The sequence below is a fragment of the Vibrio sp. MM46 genome (assembly GCF_027587135.1).
Taxonomy (GTDB): Bacteria; Pseudomonadota; Gammaproteobacteria; order Enterobacterales; family Vibrionaceae; genus Vibrio; species Vibrio harveyi.
Window position 1 is genome coordinate 119,681 of sequence record NZ_JAPPTO010000002.1, and the last position, 21,849, is coordinate 141,529.

The following is a 21,849-nucleotide window of genomic DNA, read 5'->3' on the forward strand; positions in this document are numbered from 1 at the left end:
TTTAATGGCAACTATTCTCATACTTACAGTGAGTTATTGATTAGGACTTTTCATGTCAATTATTTTGGGTATTGACCCAGGCTCTCGTATTACCGGTTACGGCGTGATTCGCCAGCAAGGTCGTCATCTGCAATATCTAGGCAGCGGCTGTATTCGCACTTCTGAAAAAGAGTTGCCAGGTCGTCTCAAGCAAATCTACGCAGGCGTGACGGAAATCATCACCCAGTTTCAACCAGATGTATTTGCTATCGAACAAGTGTTTATGGCGAAGAACGCTGATTCTGCATTAAAGCTAGGACAGGCGCGTGGTAGTGCAATTGTGGCGGCTGTGAATGCGGATCTTCCGGTGCATGAGTACGCGGCTCGTCTCATTAAACAAGCGGTAACAGGCACTGGTGGCGCAGACAAAGTTCAGGTTCAACATATGGTTCAACACATGCTTAAATTGCCAGCCAAGCCTCAAGCCGATGCCGCTGATGCGTTGGGTGTTGCCATTTGTCACGCTAACACCAATAAGACACTAGTGGCGCTCGCAGGCAAAGCAACCAGTGCAAGAAAAGGTCGTTACCGTTAGGCGTATTCTCGTATTAAAAATGAGACATCTCAGACAGATTTATGGATTGGATTTGTTGAGAAAATGTTACAAAACTATAGTGGTCAGAGGTCTAACAAGGAATCAATCAAGGAAGATTGAACATGAATCCAGCCACGCTGTGGCGCAGTGCATTTATGCCGCGCCAAACTCAATGGACAAGAACTCAACAACGTCAAGCAGACATCCTCTCTCTATTTACCTTCATCGCTTTCCTCGTCGGTATCTACAGCCTGATCAAATGGTCCAAACATGGACATGAAAGCCTAATTTTCACCTCAGTACTCTTAATCGCACTCGAACTAATATCCGTCTTCAGCCTGAGATGGTTCAAACAACCGGCATTGTCGCTCAATCTTGGTTTTGTTGGCATGTCAGTGCATGCACTCAACATCATCTATCAAAGTGGTGGCGTGGTCGATTCTACCCAAACTTACTGGGTGCCTTTGTTAGTCGTCGCTTTCTTTTTATCTGGCACTCGTATCATGGCGATCTCTTGGAGCGCGTTAGTGATAGTGCTTTCTGCGGTAATGACGTATCAGCATGTGTCTGGTTTTAGTTTTCCCCAACTCGTGTTGTCTGAATCGGCGCAGCGTGTGGAGATATGGTCAGGTACCGTGTTACCGCTGGTGGTGATTTGTATTGCGCAAGCCTTTACCGCCAAGCAGCGAGACATCGCGATTGAAAGTGCAGAGAAAGCTAAAGCAGAAAGTGAGTTGGTGGCACAAAAGGCGACAGAAGGGGAGCTACGTTTAGCAGAGGTGCTAGAACAGGCGAATCAAAACTCAAGTGAGTTGAAACAAGTCTCCCAAGTGTTGGATGAACAATCATCGCAATTGGATGCTCAAGTGAACGCCCTTAATGTAAACAGTGAATCCCAAGCCAGTGCAGCCGAGCAAATGAGTCAGCAAGTGCATCACATGACGACGGGGATTGAAGAGTCCAGCAAGTTTGTCGAAGAGCTGCGTGAGAAGAGTGAGGGCGTTCATCAACAAGCTGAGAAAAGCTCGGAATTATTGGAGGACTCTACCCAAGCGATCAGCCAGATCATTACCAGCCATGAAGACATCATGAAAGTGGCGGACTTGATTACGTCGGTTGCGGAACAAACCAACTTGCTCGCTCTGAATGCCGCTATTGAAGCGGCGAGAGCGGGTGAGCAGGGCAGAGGTTTTGCGGTCGTTGCGGACCAAGTGCGAGAGCTTTCAGCTAAGAGCAGTCAGTCGGCGGTGGAAATTCGGAACTTGCTTGATCGCAGTGAGCAAGAAGTGAAGCATGGTCAAAGCGTTGTGACATCGAGTACAGAGCGAATGAACACCATTATTCAGCAAGTTACCACCATCTCTCACGATGTGCAGAGTCTGTCTGGCATCATGGCGACGCAAATGACGGCTTTAAAAGAGTTAGATGAAGCCAGCAGTGAAGTTGCTAACGGCGTAGTGAACACCAAAATCATTGCCGAAACTGTCGCGCGATACGGCAGCGAACTGAACGGGCAAGTGGTCGCGGTGCGCAATCTGACTCAACAGCTTGATCAAGTTGTCTCAAAAATCTAACCCCACCGCATAAAGGACTGGATGTCTATCCAGTTCTTTATTATCCTGTCGCAAATTCATTTCCAAAGAGTATTTATAGTGATTGGACGTCTTCGCGGCACTCTGCTTGAAAAGCAACCACCTGAAGTTTTAATTGAAGTTAATGGCATTGGTTATGAAGTTCAGATGCCAATGAGCTGTTTCTACGAACTGCCAAATGTCGGCGAAGAAGCCATTATTTATACTCACTTTGTTGTGCGTGAAGACGCGCAATTGCTTTACGGTTTCAACACAGTCAAAGAGCGTGCGCTGTTCCGTGAAGTGATCAAAGCGAATGGTGTTGGTCCTAAGCTAGGTCTAGGTATCCTTTCTGGTATGACAGCGAGCCAATTCGTTTCTTGCGTTGAGCGTGAAGACATTTCAACGCTTGTGAAGCTGCCTGGTGTTGGTAAGAAGACCGCTGAACGCCTAGTTGTAGAAATGAAAGACCGTCTGAAAGGGTGGGGCGCTGGCGATCTATTTACGCCGTTTACCGATGCTGCTCCTGCGGATTCTGGTTCGACATCCAGCAACGCTGAAGAAGAGGCAATCAGTGCGCTTCTAGCTCTGGGCTACAAGCCGACTCAAGCATCGAAAGTGGTTTCTCAGATCGCTAAACCGGATATGACCAGTGAGCAACTGATCCGTGAAGCACTAAAATCAATGGTGTAACGGAAAGCCCAAGGGAACAATATGATTGAAGCCGATCGTTTAATCGCTCCAGAAAATCCTTCGTTTCGTGATGAAGATGTCATCGACCGTGCGATTCGTCCTAAGAAACTAGCAGATTACCAAGGTCAGGATCACGTTCGTGATCAGATGGAGATTTTCATCAAAGCCGCTCAATTGCGAAATGAAGCGCTTGACCACCTTTTGATTTTTGGTCCTCCGGGCTTGGGTAAAACCACGCTTGCGAATATCGTCGCCAATGAGATGGAAGTGAACATTCGAACCACTTCTGGCCCAGTGCTTGAGAAAGCAGGAGACTTGGCGGCGCTGCTGACTAATTTAGAAGAAAACGATGTGCTGTTCATTGATGAGATTCACCGCTTAAGCCCGATGGTTGAAGAGGTGTTGTATCCAGCAATGGAGGATTACCAGTTGGACATCATGATTGGTGAAGGTCCTGCAGCACGCTCTATCAAAATTGATTTGCCACCTTTCACTTTGATCGGTGCAACGACGCGTGCAGGTTCTCTGACTTCGCCACTTCGTGACCGTTTCGGTATTACGCAGCGCCTTGAGTACTATAAAGTAAAAGACCTGCAAGATATCGTTCAGCGCAGTGCCGATTGCTTGGGCTTGTCGATGGAATCAGAAGGTGCATTGGAAGTCGCTCGCCGTGCTCGTGGTACACCACGTATTGCTAACCGACTATTGCGCCGTGTTCGTGACTATGCCGAAGTGAAAGGTAATGGTCATATATGTGCTGATACAGCAGACAAAGCGCTGAACATGCTTGATGTGGATGCAGAAGGCTTTGATTACATGGACCGTAAGCTGTTGCTTGCGATCATGGAGAAATTTGGTGGTGGACCTGTCGGTTTAGACAACATGGCAGCCGCGATTGGTGAAGAGAAAGACACCATTGAAGACGTTCTTGAGCCATATCTAATCCAACAAGGCTACTTGCAACGCACTCCCCGTGGTAGAATTGCCACAGATCGCGCTTATCTGCATTTCGGAATTGAAAAGTAAGATTCCATCGCTGGGTGCTTAGCGCTCAGCGTTTCACCAATGTTGACCGACCTCTCATTTATTAAATCTCTTCTAATACTAAATAGGTAATAGAAACTTATAGATTGTTAACTCTATGTTCTTGCCTAACTGATTATTTTCTCTCCTGATTACTCTCTATTAACATACTCATCGAATATCGATTGATCTGGATCAATGTGATGGATTTTTGTGCAAAATCAGCGCATAAAGATTGATGTATATCAAAGCGGTTTCTCGCCATAAACCTTTTGAAACAAACTGTTTTTACAAGTAATATTAGACCCAGCTATATTAGCTGATGCTTAACAATTAACTAACCAATGAAGCACATTTTTGCAACAAAGCGTTGTGATAATTCAACATTTTTCAAGTGTGAATAACACTTGTGTATGGATTGCAATATGTAGAGAGTGTCATTCAGCCGACACATAGGAGTTACCATGATTGACGTAGTTGATCTGTCGCGGTTGCAGTTTGCACTGACAGCGATGTATCACTTCCTATTCGTACCATTGACTCTTGGTATGGCCTTCCTTTTGGCCATTATGGAATCGATGTACGTAATGACGAACAAGCAAATCTACAAGGACATGACCAAGTTCTGGGGTAAGCTGTTCGGTATTAACTTTGCACTTGGTGTGGCTACCGGCCTTACCATGGAGTTCCAGTTTGGTACGAACTGGTCTTACTACTCCCACTATGTAGGTGACATCTTCGGTGCACCACTGGCGATCGAAGCACTGGTTGCTTTCTTCCTGGAGTCAACTTTTGTTGGTCTATTCTTCTTCGGGTGGGATCGTCTATCTAAACGTCAACACTTAGCGGTAACCTGGTTGGTTGCTCTGGGTTCTAACTTCTCTGCACTTTGGATTCTTATTGCGAACGGCTGGATGCAAAACCCAGTTGGCGCTGAGTTCAACTTTGAAACCATGCGTATGGAAATGGTGAGCTTCGCAGATGTTGTACTAAACCCTGTAGCGCAAGTTAAATTTGTACACACAGTAGCGTCTGGTTACACGTGTGGTGCAATGTTCGTTCTAGGCATCAGTTCTTACTACCTATTGAAAGGTCGTGATGTGGCGTTCGCTCGTCGTTCGTTTGCTATCGCAGCTTCTTTCGGTATGGCAGCAATCCTGTCTACAATCGTGCTAGGTGATGAATCTGGTTACGAGCTTGGTGAAGTTCAAAAAGTGAAGCTAGCAGCGGTAGAAGCTGAATGGCACACAGAACCAGCACCAGCGGCGTTCACACTGTTCGGTTTACCAAACCAAGAAACAATGAATACCGATTACGCAATTAAGATCCCTTACGTAATGGGTATCATCGCGACACGTTCATTTGATGAGCAAGTAACAGGTCTACACGACTTACGTGAAGAGCACGTTGACCGTATCCGTACTGGTATGTACGCATATGAATTGCTTGAAAAACTGCGCGCAGGCGACAAGTCAGAAGCAAACATGACTGCGTTTGACGAAGTGAAGGGTGACCTAGGTTATGGTCTACTTCTAAAACGTTACACAGAGAACGTTGTTGACGCGACAGAAGACCAAATCCAAGCTGCTGCAGATGACTCAATCCCAACAGTATGGCCGCTATTCTGGTCATTCCGTATCATGGTTGCGTGTGGCTTCATCATGCTATTCGTATTTGGTGCGTCATTTATCCAAACATGTCGTCAGAAGATCGAACAGAAACCATGGATTCTTAAAGCTGCATTGTTCAGCATTCCACTCCCATGGATTGCGATCGAAGCAGGTTGGTTTGTTGCTGAGTACGGTCGTCAACCGTGGGCAGTAGGTGAAATCCTACCGGTACACGTTGCGGCTTCAGCACTAACAGCAGGTGAAATCTGGACTTCACTATTTGCAATCCTAGCGCTGTACACTGCATTCCTAATTGCAGAAGTATACCTAATGGTGAAATTCGCTCGTAAAGGTCCAAGCAGCCTGAAAACTGGTCGCTACCACTTCGAGCAAAACGCTGACTCTGTTGAAGACAAAGTTAGCCGCCAAGTAGAAGCGTAAGGTAAGGAGACAACAAGATGTTTGATTACGAAATCTTGCGATTCATCTGGTGGGTACTGATCGGTGTTCTACTAGTTGGTTTCGCTATTACTGACGGTTTCGATATGGGTGTAGGCGCGCTTGTACCTGTTATCGGTAAAAACGACACACAACGTCGTGTAATGATTAACTCAATCGCTCCGCACTGGGATGGTAACCAAGTTTGGCTTATCACTGCTGGTGGTGCATTGTTCGCAGCATGGCCTTTGGTTTACGCGACATCGTTTTCTGGTTTCTACCTAGCGATGATCCTAACTCTAGCGGCACTTTGGCTACGTCCGATTGGTCTTGATTACCGCTCAAAAATCGAAGATCCAAAATGGCGTAACACTTGGGATATCTGTATTTCAATCAGTGGCTTCGTTCCACCAATCATCTTTGGTGTAGCGTTTGGTAACCTTCTACAAGGTGTTCCATTCCAGTTGAATGAATTCCTAATGCCAACGTACCACGGTTCATTCTTTGGTCTACTAAACCCATTTGCTCTGTTATGTGGTCTAGTAAGCTTGTTCATGATCCTGATGCAAGGTGCAACTTGGCTTCAAATGAAGACAACTGGCGAAGTACATACTCGTGCTCGTAATGTGGCTCAGCTAACAGGTCTACTAACTGTTATTGCATTTGTGGTTGCTGGTTTCTGGATCCAAAGCATCGAAGGCTACGTTATCGTAGGTGGCATCGACACTGCAGCAGCTTCTAACCCTCTAAACAAAGAGGTTATCCGTGAAGCTGGTGCGTGGATGAACAACTTTGAAGCTTACCCACTATTATGGGCTGCACCTGTACTGGGTGTTGCTATGCCGCTTCTAGCAGTATTGGCATCTCGCCTAGAGAAGTGTGGTATCGCGTTCCTAACGTCAAGCCTTGGCAACGCTGGTGTTATCTTTACTGCTGGTATTGCAATGTTCCCATTCGTAATGCCTTCAGACCTGATGCCAAGCCAAAGTCTAACAATGTGGGATGCAACTTCATCTGAACTGACTCTGAACCTAATGACAGGCGTAGCGTTTGTTATGGTTCCTATCATCCTTGCTTACACGTCTTGGACTTACTACAAGATGTTTGGCCGCTTGGATGACCAGTTCATCGAAGAAAACAAAAACTCACTATACTAAGGAGCTATTACTATGTGGTATTTCGCATGGATTCTAGGTGTACTACTTGCTTGTGCATTCGGTATCATCAACGCTCTTTGGTTAGAGCACTCAGAAATGATGGATAAAGACAGTGAGTAATCTCGCTGACAAGGTAGCGAAACTTCACGCACCAATGGACAAGACTCTGCTAAGAGTCTTGGCCTTAATCCTTGGCTTTATGCATGTAGGGTTGGTGATGTGGGATCCGAACGCATACCATCGAGAAATTGGTGGCTTTAATGCGTTTATCGCACCAGCGCTGATTTGGGCAGTGTGCTCAAGCATGGTATATGGTGTGGGTTTCAAGCCAAGAAATTGGTACTGGCAGGTGCTGTTCAGTCCTTATTTCTCGCTCGCTATCTTAATTTATCTAACTGCACTGTATTTCATGTAAGCGTTACAGACTGAAATAAAGTCGGTTACTAAATCATCGAATAAAAGCCAGACTCATAGTCTGGCTTTTATTTTTTCTACAAATTTCAAAAATATTCCCTTAGCTCAGTACCAATTGCTGTCGCTTCAGTTATAGTAATTGCTTTAAAGAATTGAATATATTGGTACTCCCTTGCAAGGCACATCAAATTCCTTCCGCTGGCCAATCACGGTGTATTACGAAGACACTGATGCGGGCGGCGTCGTCTATCACTCAAATTATTTAAAATTCTTTGAACGTGCGCGTACTGAGTTATTGCGTGCAAAAGGCATTTCTCAAAATCTGTTGTTGGAACAAAATATAGGTTTCGTTGTCCGACACATGGATATCGATTTCAACCAAGGGGCTAGATTGGACGAGCATTTGACCGTTCTTACCCGAGTGTCAGAAATAAAACGTGCGTCTCTGCAATTCTGTCAAGAGTTAGTCAATGATGAAGGCAAAACATTGTGCAAGACAATTGTTAAGGTAGCATGTATCGATAATAAGAAAATGAAACCAATAGCTATCCCATCTTTTATCAATTCGGAGCTAACAAATAGTGACTGCTGATATTTCCATTTTAGATCTCTTTCTTCAGGCCAGTCTGTTGGTAAAGCTTGTGATGTTGACACTACTCGGTATGTCTGTCGCATCTTGGGCAATGATCATCAAGCGCAGCAAAGTGTTGTCTCAAGCATCGAAAGATGCCGAGTCATTTGAAGACAAATTCTGGTCAGGTACTGATCTTTCTCAGCTTTACCAAAAGGTAAAAGCCCGTAAAGATGACATTACTGGCACAGAAGAAATCTTCTACGCAGGTTTTACAGAGTTTGCACGTCTACGCAAAAGCAATGCGAATTCTCCAGCTTACATCATGGAAGGTACGGGTCGTGCGATGCGTGTCTCCGTTGCTCGTGAAGTCGATGAACTGGAAACGAGCCTACCATTTCTTGCCACAGTTGGTTCAATTAGCCCGTACATTGGTCTATTTGGTACTGTTTGGGGCATCATGCACGCCTTTATTGCACTAGGTGAAGTGAAGCAGGCGACACTTTCTATGGTGGCTCCTGGTATTGCAGAAGCACTGATTGCAACTGCTATGGGTCTATTTGCCGCTATTCCAGCAGTAATGGCTTACAACCGTCTAAGCAACAAAGTAAGTAAGTTAGAGCACACTTACGCGACTTTCTCTGAAGAATTCCACAGCATCCTGCACCGTCAAGCGATGGCGGGTAGAGACAGCGCAAGTAAGGAATAAGGCATGGCGGGTTACCAACCTAAAAAGCGTAAAATGACAGCAGAGATCAACGTCGTGCCATATATCGACGTCATGCTCGTATTGCTGATCATTTTTATGGCAACCGCTCCATTTGTCACCCAAGGTGTTGATGTAGATCTTCCACAAACATCGACAGCTGAATCGATGCAAGATATAGCGGGTGATACAGACAGCAGCTTTATCATCATTGAAATTGATCGCGACGGTAATTTAGGTCTGAGCGTGAATGACGAAGAGGTTCAGCGCGGTCTATCACTACAAGACGTGATTGTACGAGTGAAAGCAGAACGCTCTATCAAGCCAGATTCACCTGTTGCGGTGGGCGGCGATGCGGCGACGCCATATGCTGACGTTGTACTTTTGCTTGACGAGTTAAGTCGTGCAGGCATCCCAAAAGTGGGTCTGATGACCGATATCAAGGAATAGACATCGTACATCTATGAAAGACAACAAGAAGAAACGCAAAGAATACACCAAGCCGATAGCGATATCGGTTGGTTTGCATGCGCTGTTAGTCGTTGCTCTGCTTTGGGGTACAGATTTCACAATGTCTAAGCCGGAACCTACGGGGCAAATGGTGCAGGCAGTGGTCATTGACCCTAAACTTGTTCAACAGCAAGCGAAAGAGATTCGTCAGCAACGCGAAAAAGCTGCAAAGAAAGAGCAAGACCGTCTTGATAAGTTGAGACGTGAAGCTGAGCAGCTTGAGAAAAATCGCAAAGCAGAAGAAGAACAGATTCGTAAACTGAAAGAGCAACAGGCGAAAGATGCCAAAGCCGCTCGCGAAGCCGAAGCTGCTCGTAAGAAGAAAGAGCAAGAGCGTAAGGCAGAGGAAGAACGCACTCGTAAAGAAAAAGAACGTGCAGCAAAAGCAGAAAAAGAACGTAAAGCCAAAGAAGAGGCTGTACGTAAAGCTGAGCAGCAACGCATTGCTAAAGAAGCTGCCGCAGCAAAAGCGGAACAAGAGCGTGTAGCGCGCGAGAAAGCTGCGAAAGAAGCAGAAGAGAAAGCGCGTCGTGAACGTGAGGCCGCAGCAAAAGCAGAGCAAGAACGTATTGCGAAAGAAAAAGCCGCGAAAGAGGCAGCTGAAAAAGCGCGCAAAGAAAAAGAGCGTCTTGAGCGATTAGAGCGTGAGCGTAAAGAGCAAGAAGCAGCGTTGGATGACATCTTTGCTGGTCTAGAAAGTGAATCTGAACTTAACCAAGAAGCAAAGAATCAGCATGTTAATTCGGAAGCTGATCGTTATGGTGCGATCTATAAACAGCTAATCGAAAGTCGTATCATCAAGGATGACTATCTTGTGGGAAAGTCGTGCAGGTTGAACATTAAGCTTGTGCCAACAGGAACAGATGGCGTAGTGAGTAGTGTTTCAATTATCAGTGGTGATGCTCGTTTATGTAGCGCAGCAAAGAGCGCAGTTAATCAAGTTGGTAATTTCCCTATGCCAAAAGACCGCGCCATTATAGATAAAATTCGTGATGTTAACTTAACGGTTGATTATTAAATTAAGGAACTGAGACGTGATTAAACGCCTTTTACTAGGAATGTTTGTACTGCTTGGCAGTCTAACGAGTGTGGCTCATGCTGCACTAGAGCTGGTGATTACTGATGGTATTGATTCAGCACGACCAATTGCTGTTGTTCCATTCAAATGGGAAGGCAGTAAACCTCTTCCAACTGATATTTCAGCTGTGATTGCTTCTGATTTGCAACGCAGTGGTAAATTCAGCCCTGTACCAACGAGCAAAATGCCACAAACTCCATTCAATGAATCAGAGGTGAACTTTGATGCGTGGACTGGCCTTGGCGTTGATGCTCTGCTAACTGGTTCAATTAAGCAAAACGAGCAAGGTAACTATGTGGTTAACTACCAATTAGTGGACGTTGTTCGTGGTCAACTAACGGGCGGTCAGAGTAAAGCTCTTGGTGGTGATGGTGAGCTGGTACTTTCTAAAGATCATGTTCTTTTCAATAAAGTAGCAACGGTTGAAGCTCCACGCATGCGTGAATACGCGCACCGCATTTCTGACCTTGTTTACGAGCAACTTACTGGCGAACGCGGTGCATTTATGACGCGTATTGCTTACGTTGTTGTAAATGACAAAGATCGCTTCCCATACCAACTTCGCGTTGCGGATTACGATGGTTACAACGAACGTTTGGTACTTCGTTCTAAGCAACCGCTTATGTCTCCTGCATGGTCACCAGATGGCCAGAAGCTAGCATACGTGAGCTTCCAAAATGGTCAGGCTGAAATCTTCATCATGAACATCTATACCGGTGAGCGTGAGAAGGTAACGTCATACCCTCGTCATAATGGTGCGCCAAGATTCTCGCCGGATGGCAGTAAACTTGCTTTGGTACTGTCTAAGACAGGTTCACTTCAGGTTTACACCTTGGATCTAAAAACACGTAAGCTGACACAAATTACGCGTGGCAGATCAAATAATACGGAACCGTTCTGGCACCCCGATGGCAAATCGCTGATTTTCACATCAGACAGGGGTGGTAAACCTCAGATTTATCAAGTAAATTTGGGCAGCGGTTCAACTAACCGCTTGACTTGGCAAGGCAGTCAGAACTTGGGTGGACAAATCACTCCTGACGGCCGATTCCTTGTCATGGTGAATCGCAGTGATTCGGGCTTCAACTTGGCTAAACAAGATTTGGAAACAGGTGCTCTTCAGGTGCTAACAAAAACGTTGCTTGATGAGTCTCCGAGCATTGCCCCAAATGGTGGCATGGTTATCTATAGCTCGATTTACAACAAGAAAAACGTACTATCGATGGTGTCAATTGATGGTCGATTTAAAGCTAGATTACCGGCAACAAATGGGCGTGTAAGAGCTCCCGCATGGTCACCGTTTTTGTAGTAAGAAAAAATTGATTAATAAAGGAAAATAAGATGCAACTGAACAAGGTTCTAAAAGGGCTACTAATCGCGATTCCTGTGATGGCTATGACAGCATGTAGTTCAAGCGATGACGCTGCTTCTAACACTGGTGCAGAAACAAACACTGGTGCTGCAGAAACAACAGTCGTTACTCCGATCGATCAAAACGGTCAGCTAACGGAGCAAGAGCTAAAAGAGCAAGCGCTACGTGAAACTCAAACTATCTACTTCGCATTTGACAACTCAACAATTGCAGGTGATTACGAAGAAATGCTAGCAGCTCACGCTTCTTACCTAAGCAAGAACCCTGCTCTAAAAGTAACTATCGAAGGTCACGCTGATGAGCGTGGTACTCCTGAGTACAACATCGCACTAGGCGAGCGTCGTGCAGAAGCAGTATCAAACTACCTACAAGCACTAGGTGTACAAGCTGACCAAATCTCTATCGTTAGCTACGGTGAAGAGAAGCCACTTCTTCTAGGTCAATCTGAAGAAGTTTACGCTAAGAACCGTCGTGCGGTTCTAGTATACTAATTCGAGGTAAACCTCATGTTCAGTAACACTAAGCGCGCTGTTACGCTTACGTTACTGGCAAGTGCAGCGAACTTCGCGTTCGCTGCACCAGCTCCAGTATCAGATCTCAACAGCACGTCATCAGTATCTACTCGATCTTCTTCAGAAACCGACATCGAGCGTTTAGAGCGCTTGCTGCAAAATCGCAACCGCGTTCAGCTTCAAATGCAAGAGCAAATTGACCAAATGTCACAAGAGATCAGTGATCTACGTGGTCAGTTAGAGCGTAATAGCTACGAGATGCAGCAAATGCTGAAACGTCAGCGTGAGCTGTTTGTTGAGCTTGATCGAGTGCGTGGCGAAATGAAAGCCGCACCTGTTAAAGAAACGAAACCAGCAGAGACGGGTGGTAAGTACACATCGAATGCCGATGAACAAACGGCTTACCAAGACGCGGTGGATTTGATCCTTAAAAAACGCGACTACACCGGTGCTATCGCTGCATTCCAACAGTTCCAAAAGGACTATCCTGATTCAACATATTCTGCGAACTCACATTACTGGCTAGGTCAGTTGTACTTCGCGAAGAAACAGGATAAAGAAGCTGTGAAGAGCTTTGCAGCCGTGGTTTCTTACAAAGATTCCAACAAGCGTGCAGATGCATTAGTCAAGCTAGGCGATATTGCTGAGCGTAACAACAATGCAGCGCAAGCGAAGAAATACTATCAGCAAGTGGTGGATGAGTACCCAGGCAGTGCATCGGCGAAAGTCGCTAGCTCTAAGCTGAAGTAAAACAACAAAAGGGAGCTCAGGCTCCCTTTTTCTCTGGGCTTCACCGCGCACTTTTTTAAAGACCTATTGATGCGATGAATGTCTAAAGGCAACAATCAGAATTGTCACTCACAACAAAGATATACGGCTAGACTGCTATAAATTCCGGTTACGGGTTGGTTTTTGAAAATCAACAAGGTTACAATACTCGGATTAAAGGAAGTTGCGTAGAGCAAGAGCAATGAGCCACATATTAGATAAAATCGACACAGTTTACCCATTCCCACCAAAACCAATCCCATTAAGCCAACAAGAAAAAGCCGATTACATCGAGCGAATCAAAAAGCTGCTTAAAGAAAAAGACGCGGTACTTATCGCCCACTATTACACTGATCCTGAAATCCAAGCTCTGGCTGAAGAGACCGGCGGTTTTGTTGGTGATTCGCTAGAAATGGCAAAATTTGGTAACCGTCATCCAGCAAGTACACTGATCATTGGTGGGGTTCGCTTTATGGGTGAATCTGCAAAGATCCTGACACCAGAAAAGCGTATTCTAATGCCAACGCTAGAAGCAGAATGTTCACTGGATCTTGGTTGCCCGGCGGACAAGTTTAGCGAGTTCTGTGACGCTCACCCTGACCACACGGTGGTGGTATACGCAAACACATCTGCGGCAGTAAAAGCACGTGCTGATTGGGTTGTGACTTCTAGTATCGCGCTTGAAATCGTCGAGCATCTAGACGCAGAAGATAAGCCAATCATCTGGGGGCCGGATCGCCACTTAGGTTCTTACATTGCAAACAAAACTGGTGCAGACATGTTGCTATGGCAAGGTGAGTGCGTAGTTCACGACGAGTTTTCTGCAGATGCGCTACGCAAGATGAAGAACGTATACTCGGATGCGGCAATCCTAGTGCACCCAGAATCACCTGCAAGTGTTGTAGAGCTAGCCGATGCAGTAGGCTCGACAAGTCAGCTAATCAAAGCAGCGAAAGAGCTGCCTCAAAAGCAAATGATCGTCGCAACAGACAAAGGTATCTTCTTTAAGATGCAACAGTTAGTGCCTGAAAAAGAACTGATTGAAGCACCGACAGCAGGGGCTGGCGCGACATGTCGTAGCTGTGCACACTGCCCTTGGATGGCGATGAACGGTCTTAAAGCAATTGAGCAAGCGCTGCGTGAAGGTGGTGAAGAGCACGAAATCTTTGTTGATGAAGCACTACGTGTGAAGTCACTGATTCCGCTCAACCGCATGCTAGATTTTGCCGAGCAGTTAAACATGCAAGTTAAAGGCAACGCATAGTCATTCCGTCTACTTAGACTGTAGTTTGTTAATATAAATCTCAAAAACCAGCCGAATGTGGCTGGTTTTTTTATTTCTTACAATCAATAGGTTAGTATTTAGTTATAGCAATCAGAAAGGAATCGGAAACTTATGGCTGTATGGCTAGTACTGAAAAAGTGGCTAAGCACCCATCTTTTCAAATTAAGCAACCGAAACCTTCTCGTCATTAGTGGCGCATACATTGCCATCTCGTGGTTATTGTTGACTCTTGCAGGAGAGCATGCACTGACCGAAAACTTCTCTAACTTTATTTACTACCTCATGGTGACTGCTTCAACGGTTGGCTATGGTGACTTATCACCCTCAAGTGATATGGGTAAGTGGGTTGTGGTTTTGTTTATTATCCCTGGTGGTTTGAGTTTATTTGCTGCCATTTTGGGGCGAGTGGCTGGTGGCGCAATTGACTATTGGCGAGCAGGCATACTGGGTAAACGGAGAGTAAGAGTGGATAACCATATCGTATTATTGGGTTGGAATGGCGCACGAACCATGCACCTTATCCGCATGTTGCAGCATGAAGAAGAGGGCAAACGCCCAATTGTGTTATGCAGTCGTTCAGACATTGAAAACCCATTACCAGGTGAAATTGGTTTTATCAAGGTGAACAGTTACACCGACGCGCAAGAGATGAAAAACGCCAACATCACCGATGCTAACTGTATTATTGTCGATAATCTTAGCGATGATATTACTCTCTCTGCCGCATTGTATTGTGCCTCAGTGAATCCTGACGCACACTTGCTGGCTTATTTTAAAGATGAAGCGCTAGGTCGACTGTTGAGTGAGCACTGTCCAAAAGCGGAATGCATTCCAGCCGTTGGCGCGGAGATGCTTGCGAAAGCGGCAGTAGATCCGGGTTCGAGCGCACTTCATCAGGAGCTACTTGCTTCAACTCGGGGTATGACACAGTACTCGGTGATTTACCCACAAGATCAACCGACAACCAGCGTGGAAAAGATCTTCGGATTTATCAAGAAGCATCACCAAGCTACGTTGATCGCGTTCGATCTTGGTGACGGGATTGAACTCAACCCAGATTTAAATGCTCAAGTGCCACCAAGCACTAAGCTGTTTTACATTGCCGACGAGCGAATTGATGACTTCGCTTGGACAGACATGAACAAGGACAAATAATGCATATGATTGCCGACCTGTTGGCAGGTTTTCCCAATTTTCTTCTCTACTTTTCTGTTTCGATCGTTTTCGTGCTGGCGTTTAAGTTCGTCTACGTCAGATTGACACCTTATGACGAATGGCATCTGATCAAGGAAGAGAAAAATACCGCTGCGGCAGTTGCGTTAAGTGGTGCTTTTCTTGGTTACTGTCTGGCTATTGCCGGCGCTGCGACTAACTCAGTCAATATTGTGGATTTCATGGTATGGGGCGTTGTAGCGATGCTGGCACAGATCATTGCGTTTGGTATTGTGCGTTTTATTCTGCTGCCGAAAGTATCGGAGCGTATTGAGAATGATGAAGTACCAGCAGGCATTGTTTTAGCTGCCGTCTCTGTGTCTGTCGGTGTGCTTAACGCAGCTTGCATGACCTACTAGGAGGAACGATGAAACGCAGTTCCAATGTAAAACGCTCCTCAATGGACAAGAGTTTTAAAGTCGGACGAATCATTCCATTCGTTGCTTTTGGTGGGATTTTTTTCCTCGCAACTCAAGAATCAGAAACGGAAGGCTATATCTACGTCGATGCTGACGAGTGTAAATCTGCCGCGCCTGAATTCAGTGAGCAGTGTGACATCGCCTACCAAGAAGCAATGGCGCGTGCAGAAGAAAATGCGCCGCGCTACAACAACAAATATGAGTGCGAAAATGACTTTTACGAGGATGATTGTTACTACAGTTCTCGTCATCACTCATATGTCCCATTTGTTGGTGGTTACTTCTTCAGTCGCGCGGTGAGTGGGCTTAAGGGTTACAACAAAAGTTATTACTCAGAGCCGATGTACCGTTATAAATCGAAGTATTACAACGGTGCAGGGCAGTTTTACGGCTCTTATCGCAATCAATCCACTAAGGTCGCTACCAGTAACCTAAATAAGCGCGGCGGCGGTACGATTGGTCGTGCGATGTCTCGCGGTGGCTTTGGTAAAGCTGTGTCAGTCAGCCGCGGCGGTTAACTGAAATGTTTCGACGAGAAATACAAGAAAGAGAAAACTGGCGTGAATTGGCACGCCAGTTTGGTTTTGGCTTCCATTCTATGTACGACCAACCGTATTGGGATGAGAGTGCTTACTATCAATTTACCCTTGAACAGATAGAGAAAGACATTGAAGACCCAACGGAAGAGCTTCATCAAATGTGTCTTGAAATCGTCGATCAGGTTGTGCGAAGTGAGCAGTTACTGACACAGTGTGCGATTCCTGAAGCAATGTGGTCACAAGTCGCTTCCTCTTGGCAACGAAGAGAGCCTTCTCTCTATTCGAGGATGGACTTTGCTTACAACGGCTCCTCTCCTGCAAAGTTATTAGAAAACAACGCAGACACACCAACGTCATTGTTTGAGACTGGCTTTTGGCAGTGGGTGTGGTTAGAGGATGTTGTCAATAAAGGTCGCATTCACCAAAGTGCGGATCAGTTTAATATTCTGCAAGACTTTCTGATTCAACGCTTTGCCGATATTGCCAAATTGCAACCGGGTCAAACGCTGCATTTTAGTTGTTGCAAATACACCGAAGAAGATAAAGGCACGGTGCAATACCTCGAAGACTGTGCGCGAGAAGCTGGGTTAGCAACCGCCTTTGTTTTTGTCGAAGATATTGGCGTGACGCAAGATGGGCAATTTGTGGATGTCGATGGCAGAGCGATTCGCTGGATGTTCAAACTTTACCCTTGGGAGTTCATGTTCGAAGAGGAATACAGCCAGTACTTGGCAACTGCGAGTGTGAATTGGTTAGAGCCGATGTGGAAATCGATTCTGTCTAATAAAGCGTTGTTACCCTTGCTTTGGGAGAGGTTTCCAAATCATCCGAATCTTTTGCCCGCGTATTTTGCCAATGATCCAAAAGCGGCTAGCTTAAAAGACTATGTCATTAAACCTCTGTTTTCTCGCGAAGGTGCCAACATTGAGATTGTCAAAAATGGTCAGCGATTGGTGAAAACACCGGGTCCGTATGAATCGAGCCAAAACATCATTCAACAATATCATCCGCTACCTAAGTTTGGCTCAAGCCATACGTTGATTGGTAGTTGGTTAGTGAATGATAAAGCAGCCGGGATCTCCATTCGAGAAGACAGCAGTTTAGTTACCCAAGATATGGCGCGATATATCCCTCATGTTATTCTAGATTGATCAAAAAAGCTCTCCGGATTGGAGAGCTTTTTCATTCTGTCTTATGTATCTCACAGGGTGGTGAGTTTATTCTTGCTCAGCTAGCATTACGCCACGTTGAGTCAGCCCGCAAAGCATCATCGGCATTGCGTTGAAGATCTCTTCAAACTGCTCTAGACCTTCCATACCTTGCTCTGCAAGTGTCGTGATTGTCGTTTCTGGATCGTAAAGCATAGTTAGAGAAAGCAGTACGCCACCAAGCAATGCACTGTCTTCACTGTCATCAGGCATCAACGTTTCCCAATCGTCACGAGACAATTGCCAGCCTTGAAGTACACCCTCACAGAAATCACGCGTGTTTGCAGATACGATATCTTGATCATCCAGCTCGCATCCTTCAGGCCACAGCCATGCACCTTCCAGAAGCGCTGGGCGTGTTTGGTTCCACATTTGAATGATCTCATCGATGTACTGTTCTAGTTGCTCACCATCAGAGAAAGGTGCTGTTTCTTCACCGCCCCATAGGAATGGTAGCCACTCTTGAGGATTCAACACGTTTGGCGCACATGCCATAGACGTAACAAAGCCTTGAGTTTTCGCTAGGTTTAGTAGTTTTCCATCAAGTTCTGGAAGAGAAAGGATGTCTTGTAGTTTCAAAATAGAATACCATTTGTTAATGGGCTGGTTGGTTGGCTAATCTTACCAATCAATCAGTGATAAATCGATATTAGGGAATGATTCGTCTACATCTATGGAAATTCGTTCGTCACTCAGAAACAAAAGCATTCTCGCCCTGACACTTTATTTGTGTTTCTTCATCGCGACCATTGGTTCTGTTGTTTACCTTGTTGTTGAGCCACCAGTGCGTGAAAAGCTTGAGCGTAATTTGGATTTGCGAACTCAATTGCTCGCCTCACAGATTGAAGGACCGCTAACCAGTTCCGTTGGTTTGCTCAATAGCCTTGTAGGCTTAGGGCAGACGCCAACACCAAGTATTTCACTTCAAGATACGATTCCCCAGTTACTCGCGGTGAGCGACGACATCATCGTCAGTGGCGGATTATGGCCAAAACCAACATTGGAAGATGAACGTTGGCAATATACAAGCTTATTCTTCAATAAGAATGACAACGGCAGCTTGGATCAAATCCATTCCTACAATAATCCAGAGTCTGGTGGTTACGACAACGAACCTTGGTACCAGTCTGTTGCAAACAAACCTGCAGGGGCAGTGAGTTGGTCTGGCGTGTATATCGATACCTTCACGCAAGTTCAGATGATCACGGCTTCAGCGCCTTACTACAAAGAGGGTGTTTTTGCCGGAGTGGCAACCGTAGACTTGTCTTTGGAAGCGTTATTCCAGTTCATTCGTGAACATACAAATCAATACTCATTAGGTGTTGTGATTCGCGATGCCGATGACCAAGTTGTGATTGAGCACAACTTTCAGCTTACTAAGAACATATACATCAGCCAGCTCGGGTTTGGTGGCTTTAATTGGCGCATGGATGTGGTGAATGCCAAGGTCAAAGTATCGGATCAAGTCTTTAATCAAGTAATGAGCGTTGAGACTGGTGTTATCCCATTTCTACTGCTCTGCGTGCTGGTGGGTTACTACCTATTAAACCGATACATTGTAGAACCGATTGTTCGAATTGCTAAGAAAGTGGATGACTCCAAAACGGGTGGCATTATTGATATCGCCTATGAGAGTGAAGATGAAATCGGGCACTTAATCACCAAGTTCAATGAAAAGACGGTTTACCTTGAGCGTGAACGGGTTAAGGCGCAGGCATCTACAAACGCAAAAACAGCCTTCTTAGCAACCTTGTCTCATGAAATCCGAACGCCGATGAATGGGGTGTTGGGAACTGCACAAATACTGCTGAAAACTCATCTAACTGACGAACAAAGAAAGCACTTAAATACCTTGTATGATTCTGGCGATCACATGATGACGCTACTGAATGAAATTCTCGATTACTCGAAAATTGAGCAAGGACACATTGAGCTCGACAACACGCCTTTCCCAATCGAATCGATTCTCGGCAGTATCAACAGTGTGTATCACACTTTATGTGCCGAAAAGGGGCTGCAATTTAGAGTCATTTCTAATGTTCCGTTTGGACGTTGGTACAACAATGACAAAGCACGTCTGCGCCAGGTGTTATTTAACCTCCTCAATAACGCAGTGAAGTTCACGGATCGTGGTTTTGTTGAAGTCGAACTGACTGAGCATGTGAAAGATGGCATAACCAAACTAACCATTAGTGTGAAAGACACAGGGATTGGTATCAGCCCTGATGCGCAGAAACGCATTTTCCGACCATTCGAACAAGCCGAATCGTCGACAACACGTCGATATGGCGGCACGGGTCTTGGATTGGCGATAGTGAAGCAGATTTCAGAGCATATGGGCGGCAATATTACTGTTCAAAGCCAAGAGTGTATTGGCACCAAGTTTATTGTCGAACTTGAGCTCAACCCTTGTGAGGCTGGGGTGTTAGAAGCATCTAATACACATAAACTTGATTGCCAAGGCTTACGTGCGCTTATCGTGGAAGACAACCGTACGAACACCATCATTATGGAGACCTTCTTGCGCTCTAAAGGGTTTGTATGCGTTTGTGTTGAGAATGGGCAGCAAGCAGTAGAGCAGGTGTCGAAGCATGAATTTGATTTGGTGTTGATGGATAACCACATGCCAGTACTTGATGGCGTAGGAGCGATTGCTGTTATTCGCTCTATGGATGCACCAGCTCGCTCGGTTTTGATCTTCGGCTGTACTGCAGACGTCTTCAAAGAAACGCAGGAGCGTATGTTAGATGTCGGAGCAAACCATATCATCGCCAAACCGATTGTTGAATCAGAACTCGATGATGCTTTGTATCGTCATGCGTCGATACTTTATCAATACCAAGACAAGCAAAGCGGAGAACAACCTAAACCTCAAAACGCCGAGGCATTGTTGCTGAACTTCTATATGGCATTAGATGATGGCAACTTGGAACAAGCAATGACGACACTTTCTCACATTTTCGAAAGTGCCAAACCAAATGTTTCTGATGAACTGAATAAAGTTATCCAACGCATCGAAGACTATTTGAGTAAAGCGCTTACCCCTGAGCAAGAGGACATCGACCAACTGACGGTACTGTTAGCAGAACACTAACTCCGTGCATTCACTAAGTAGTGTAGGGTACTTCCTACACTACTTATACCCAAGTGATTTCAAGATGCAGGACTCAAAGTGTTGTCATTTCTCGATTTAGAGTAACTAGATCTTTAAATCGCCGCTGCGCCTACAAACCAAGTCATCCTTGCTGAACCTAGCATCTCGATGTTACTTGGGTATAACCTCCATCTTCACTTCCCATTCTATAAACTTCGTGTTTACTCTGAATTTGCTTGATCCAATAGCATAAGACGATCTTTTTGAAATTCATTTGCCAGATATTTCTCTAGTTTTCTGTGTTTTCTCGTGAGCTAACTGGCTTAAAAGTAAATAAATTACGTTTTAAAACTCCATTTTGAAGTGTTTTATGGGGCTTTTTACTGATTTTGGTGAAAGCTGCTACTTTTTCTTTGAAAGTTAGTTATTAATTTACAACTCATATTTTAAAACGGAATCATAAACTAAAAATAATGTGATTTAATAGCGCTATTAACTGCTATTTGGTTTTAAATGCAGTAAATGATTTTATAGATGTCGTTTTTATTGGTATTTGATTTTAGAGGTTGTAAATGAAGTCTCGTGGACCATTTTGTATTCGCAATGCCGCAGCGGATACTTTTGCTATGGTGGTTTTTTGTTTTATTACAGGGATGATTATCGAGATCTTGATTTCGGGTATGACGTTTGAGCAGTCTTTAGCATCACGCACATTGTCTATCCCAGTAAACATCGCGATTGCATGGCCTTACGGTATGTTCCGTGATTGGGTATTACGCCAAGGTAACAAACTATCACCCTCTTCGTTTATGAAGAACGTGTCTGACTTGGTGGCGTACGTATTGTTCCAATCTCCAGTCTATGCGGGCATTTTGCTGGCAGTAGGCGCGTCAACTGACCAAATCATCACTGCAGTAGCAAGTAATGCAGTTGTGTCATGTGGCATGGGTGTCCTTTACGGTTACTTCTTAGATCAGTGTCGCCGTTGGTTCCGAGTACCAGGTTACTATCAAGAAGCCTAATTGCCCCAGTTTTGCGCAATTTAGCTAGATAGTGAGCAAACAAACGCAAAAGGGCGCTTTTTTTCGTGTTTAG

At 45.2% G+C, this 21,849-nt stretch carries 23 protein-coding genes; 22 read left to right on the forward strand and 1 reads right to left on the reverse strand.

Annotation, left to right across the window (positions count from 1 at the left end):
• Positions 1-52: 52 nt before the first annotated feature.
• The 20 genes from ruvC (at position 53) to OH459_RS02590 (ending at position 17,603) form a co-directional block, all read left to right on the forward strand.
• Positions 53-574, forward strand: a complete 522-nt coding sequence (gene ruvC / locus OH459_RS02495; protein ID WP_005426231.1) for a crossover junction endodeoxyribonuclease RuvC — start codon at positions 53-55, stop codon at positions 572-574.
• Positions 575-696: 122 nt separating this feature from the next.
• The gene (locus OH459_RS02500; RefSeq protein WP_256901892.1) at positions 697-2,148 is read left to right on the forward strand and encodes a methyl-accepting chemotaxis protein; all 1,452 of its coding nucleotides are present in this window, start codon (positions 697-699) and stop codon (positions 2,146-2,148) included.
• Positions 2,149-2,226: 78 nt separating this feature from the next.
• Positions 2,227-2,838 carry a Holliday junction branch migration protein RuvA gene (gene ruvA / locus OH459_RS02505; RefSeq protein ID WP_005450335.1) on the forward strand — a complete coding sequence of 204 codons (612 nt, stop codon included), beginning with the start codon at positions 2,227-2,229 and terminating at the stop codon, positions 2,836-2,838.
• A gap of 21 nt (positions 2,839-2,859) precedes the next feature.
• Positions 2,860-3,864: a Holliday junction branch migration DNA helicase RuvB gene (gene ruvB / locus OH459_RS02510; protein WP_009698277.1), complete on the forward strand. Its 1,005-nt coding sequence runs from the start codon at positions 2,860-2,862 to the stop codon at positions 3,862-3,864.
• 461 nt (positions 3,865-4,325) lie between these two features.
• The gene (gene cydA, locus OH459_RS02515; protein ID WP_005450312.1) at positions 4,326-5,912 is read left to right on the forward strand and encodes a cytochrome ubiquinol oxidase subunit I; all 1,587 of its coding nucleotides are present in this window, start codon (positions 4,326-4,328) and stop codon (positions 5,910-5,912) included.
• Positions 5,913-5,929: 17 nt separating this feature from the next.
• Positions 5,930-7,066 (forward strand): cytochrome d ubiquinol oxidase subunit II, encoded by a 1,137-nt coding sequence (gene cydB, locus OH459_RS02520; protein ID WP_005450311.1) that lies wholly within the window; start codon positions 5,930-5,932, stop codon positions 7,064-7,066.
• Positions 7,067-7,078: 12 nt separating this feature from the next.
• Positions 7,079-7,186 carry a cytochrome bd-I oxidase subunit CydX gene (gene cydX / locus OH459_RS02525; protein ID WP_000270284.1) on the forward strand — a complete coding sequence of 36 codons (108 nt, stop codon included), beginning with the start codon at positions 7,079-7,081 and terminating at the stop codon, positions 7,184-7,186.
• Positions 7,179-7,481, forward strand: a complete 303-nt coding sequence (gene ybgE / locus OH459_RS02530) for a cyd operon protein YbgE (protein WP_017188312.1) — start codon at positions 7,179-7,181, stop codon at positions 7,479-7,481. Before cydX ends, ybgE begins: the two co-directional genes overlap by 8 nt.
• A 171-nt stretch (positions 7,482-7,652) precedes the next feature.
• The gene (ybgC, locus tag OH459_RS02535; protein WP_005450307.1) at positions 7,653-8,072 is read left to right on the forward strand and encodes a tol-pal system-associated acyl-CoA thioesterase; all 420 of its coding nucleotides are present in this window, start codon (positions 7,653-7,655) and stop codon (positions 8,070-8,072) included.
• Positions 8,062-8,760, forward strand: coding sequence for a protein TolQ (gene tolQ, locus OH459_RS02540; protein WP_005450306.1), 699 nt, complete (start codon positions 8,062-8,064; stop codon positions 8,758-8,760). The genes ybgC and tolQ overlap by 11 nt, the downstream gene beginning before the upstream one ends.
• A gap of 3 nt (positions 8,761-8,763) precedes the next feature.
• Positions 8,764-9,207, forward strand: a complete 444-nt coding sequence (locus OH459_RS02545) for an ExbD/TolR family protein (protein ID WP_005450302.1) — start codon at positions 8,764-8,766, stop codon at positions 9,205-9,207.
• Between the two features lie 13 nt (positions 9,208-9,220).
• Entirely contained in the window at positions 9,221-10,285 is a 1,065-nt protein-coding gene (gene tolA / locus OH459_RS02550) for a cell envelope integrity protein TolA (protein ID WP_017819043.1), read from the forward strand.
• A gap of 16 nt (positions 10,286-10,301) precedes the next feature.
• Positions 10,302-11,654, forward strand: a complete 1,353-nt coding sequence (gene tolB / locus OH459_RS02555) for a Tol-Pal system beta propeller repeat protein TolB (protein WP_009698274.1) — start codon at positions 10,302-10,304, stop codon at positions 11,652-11,654.
• A 32-nt stretch (positions 11,655-11,686) separates the two neighbouring features.
• On the forward strand, positions 11,687-12,208 hold the full coding sequence (pal, locus tag OH459_RS02560) for a peptidoglycan-associated lipoprotein Pal (protein WP_005450296.1): 522 nt from the start codon (positions 11,687-11,689) through the stop codon (positions 12,206-12,208).
• 15 nt (positions 12,209-12,223) lie between these two features.
• Positions 12,224-12,979, forward strand: coding sequence for a tol-pal system protein YbgF (gene ybgF, locus OH459_RS02565; RefSeq protein WP_005450293.1), 756 nt, complete (start codon positions 12,224-12,226; stop codon positions 12,977-12,979).
• Between the two features lie 220 nt (positions 12,980-13,199).
• A complete protein-coding gene (gene nadA / locus OH459_RS02570) occupies positions 13,200-14,261 on the forward strand; it encodes a quinolinate synthase NadA (RefSeq protein WP_005450292.1) in 1,062 nt (353 codons plus the stop codon).
• Between the two features lie 132 nt (positions 14,262-14,393).
• A complete protein-coding gene (locus OH459_RS02575; protein ID WP_050921746.1) occupies positions 14,394-15,437 on the forward strand; it encodes a potassium channel protein in 1,044 nt (347 codons plus the stop codon).
• Positions 15,437-15,853 carry a DUF350 domain-containing protein gene (locus tag OH459_RS02580; RefSeq protein WP_005450290.1) on the forward strand — a complete coding sequence of 139 codons (417 nt, stop codon included), beginning with the start codon at positions 15,437-15,439 and terminating at the stop codon, positions 15,851-15,853. Before OH459_RS02575 ends, OH459_RS02580 begins: the two co-directional genes overlap by 1 nt.
• Before the next feature lie 8 nt (positions 15,854-15,861).
• A complete protein-coding gene (locus tag OH459_RS02585; protein ID WP_005450289.1) occupies positions 15,862-16,431 on the forward strand; it encodes a DUF1190 domain-containing protein in 570 nt (189 codons plus the stop codon).
• A gap of 5 nt (positions 16,432-16,436) precedes the next feature.
• On the forward strand, positions 16,437-17,603 hold the full coding sequence (locus tag OH459_RS02590; RefSeq protein ID WP_029789032.1) for a glutathionylspermidine synthase family protein: 1,167 nt from the start codon (positions 16,437-16,439) through the stop codon (positions 17,601-17,603).
• A 66-nt stretch (positions 17,604-17,669) separates the two neighbouring features.
• On the opposite strand, the gene OH459_RS02595 is transcribed toward OH459_RS02590, so the two are convergent.
• Positions 17,670-18,239 carry a YecA/YgfB family protein gene (locus tag OH459_RS02595; RefSeq protein WP_005450287.1) on the reverse strand — a complete coding sequence of 190 codons (570 nt, stop codon included), beginning with the start codon at positions 18,237-18,239 and terminating at the stop codon, positions 17,670-17,672.
• 94 nt (positions 18,240-18,333) lie between these two features.
• Between OH459_RS02595 and OH459_RS02600 the strand changes: the two genes are divergently transcribed.
• The gene (locus OH459_RS02600) at positions 18,334-20,754 is read left to right on the forward strand and encodes a hybrid sensor histidine kinase/response regulator (RefSeq protein ID WP_269985289.1); all 2,421 of its coding nucleotides are present in this window, start codon (positions 18,334-18,336) and stop codon (positions 20,752-20,754) included.
• Positions 20,755-21,326: 572 nt separating this feature from the next.
• Complete coding sequence (locus OH459_RS02605; RefSeq protein ID WP_005441741.1) at positions 21,327-21,776, forward strand: L-alanine exporter AlaE; 450 nt, start codon at positions 21,327-21,329, stop codon at positions 21,774-21,776.
• The last annotated feature ends 73 nt before the right edge of the window (positions 21,777-21,849 follow it).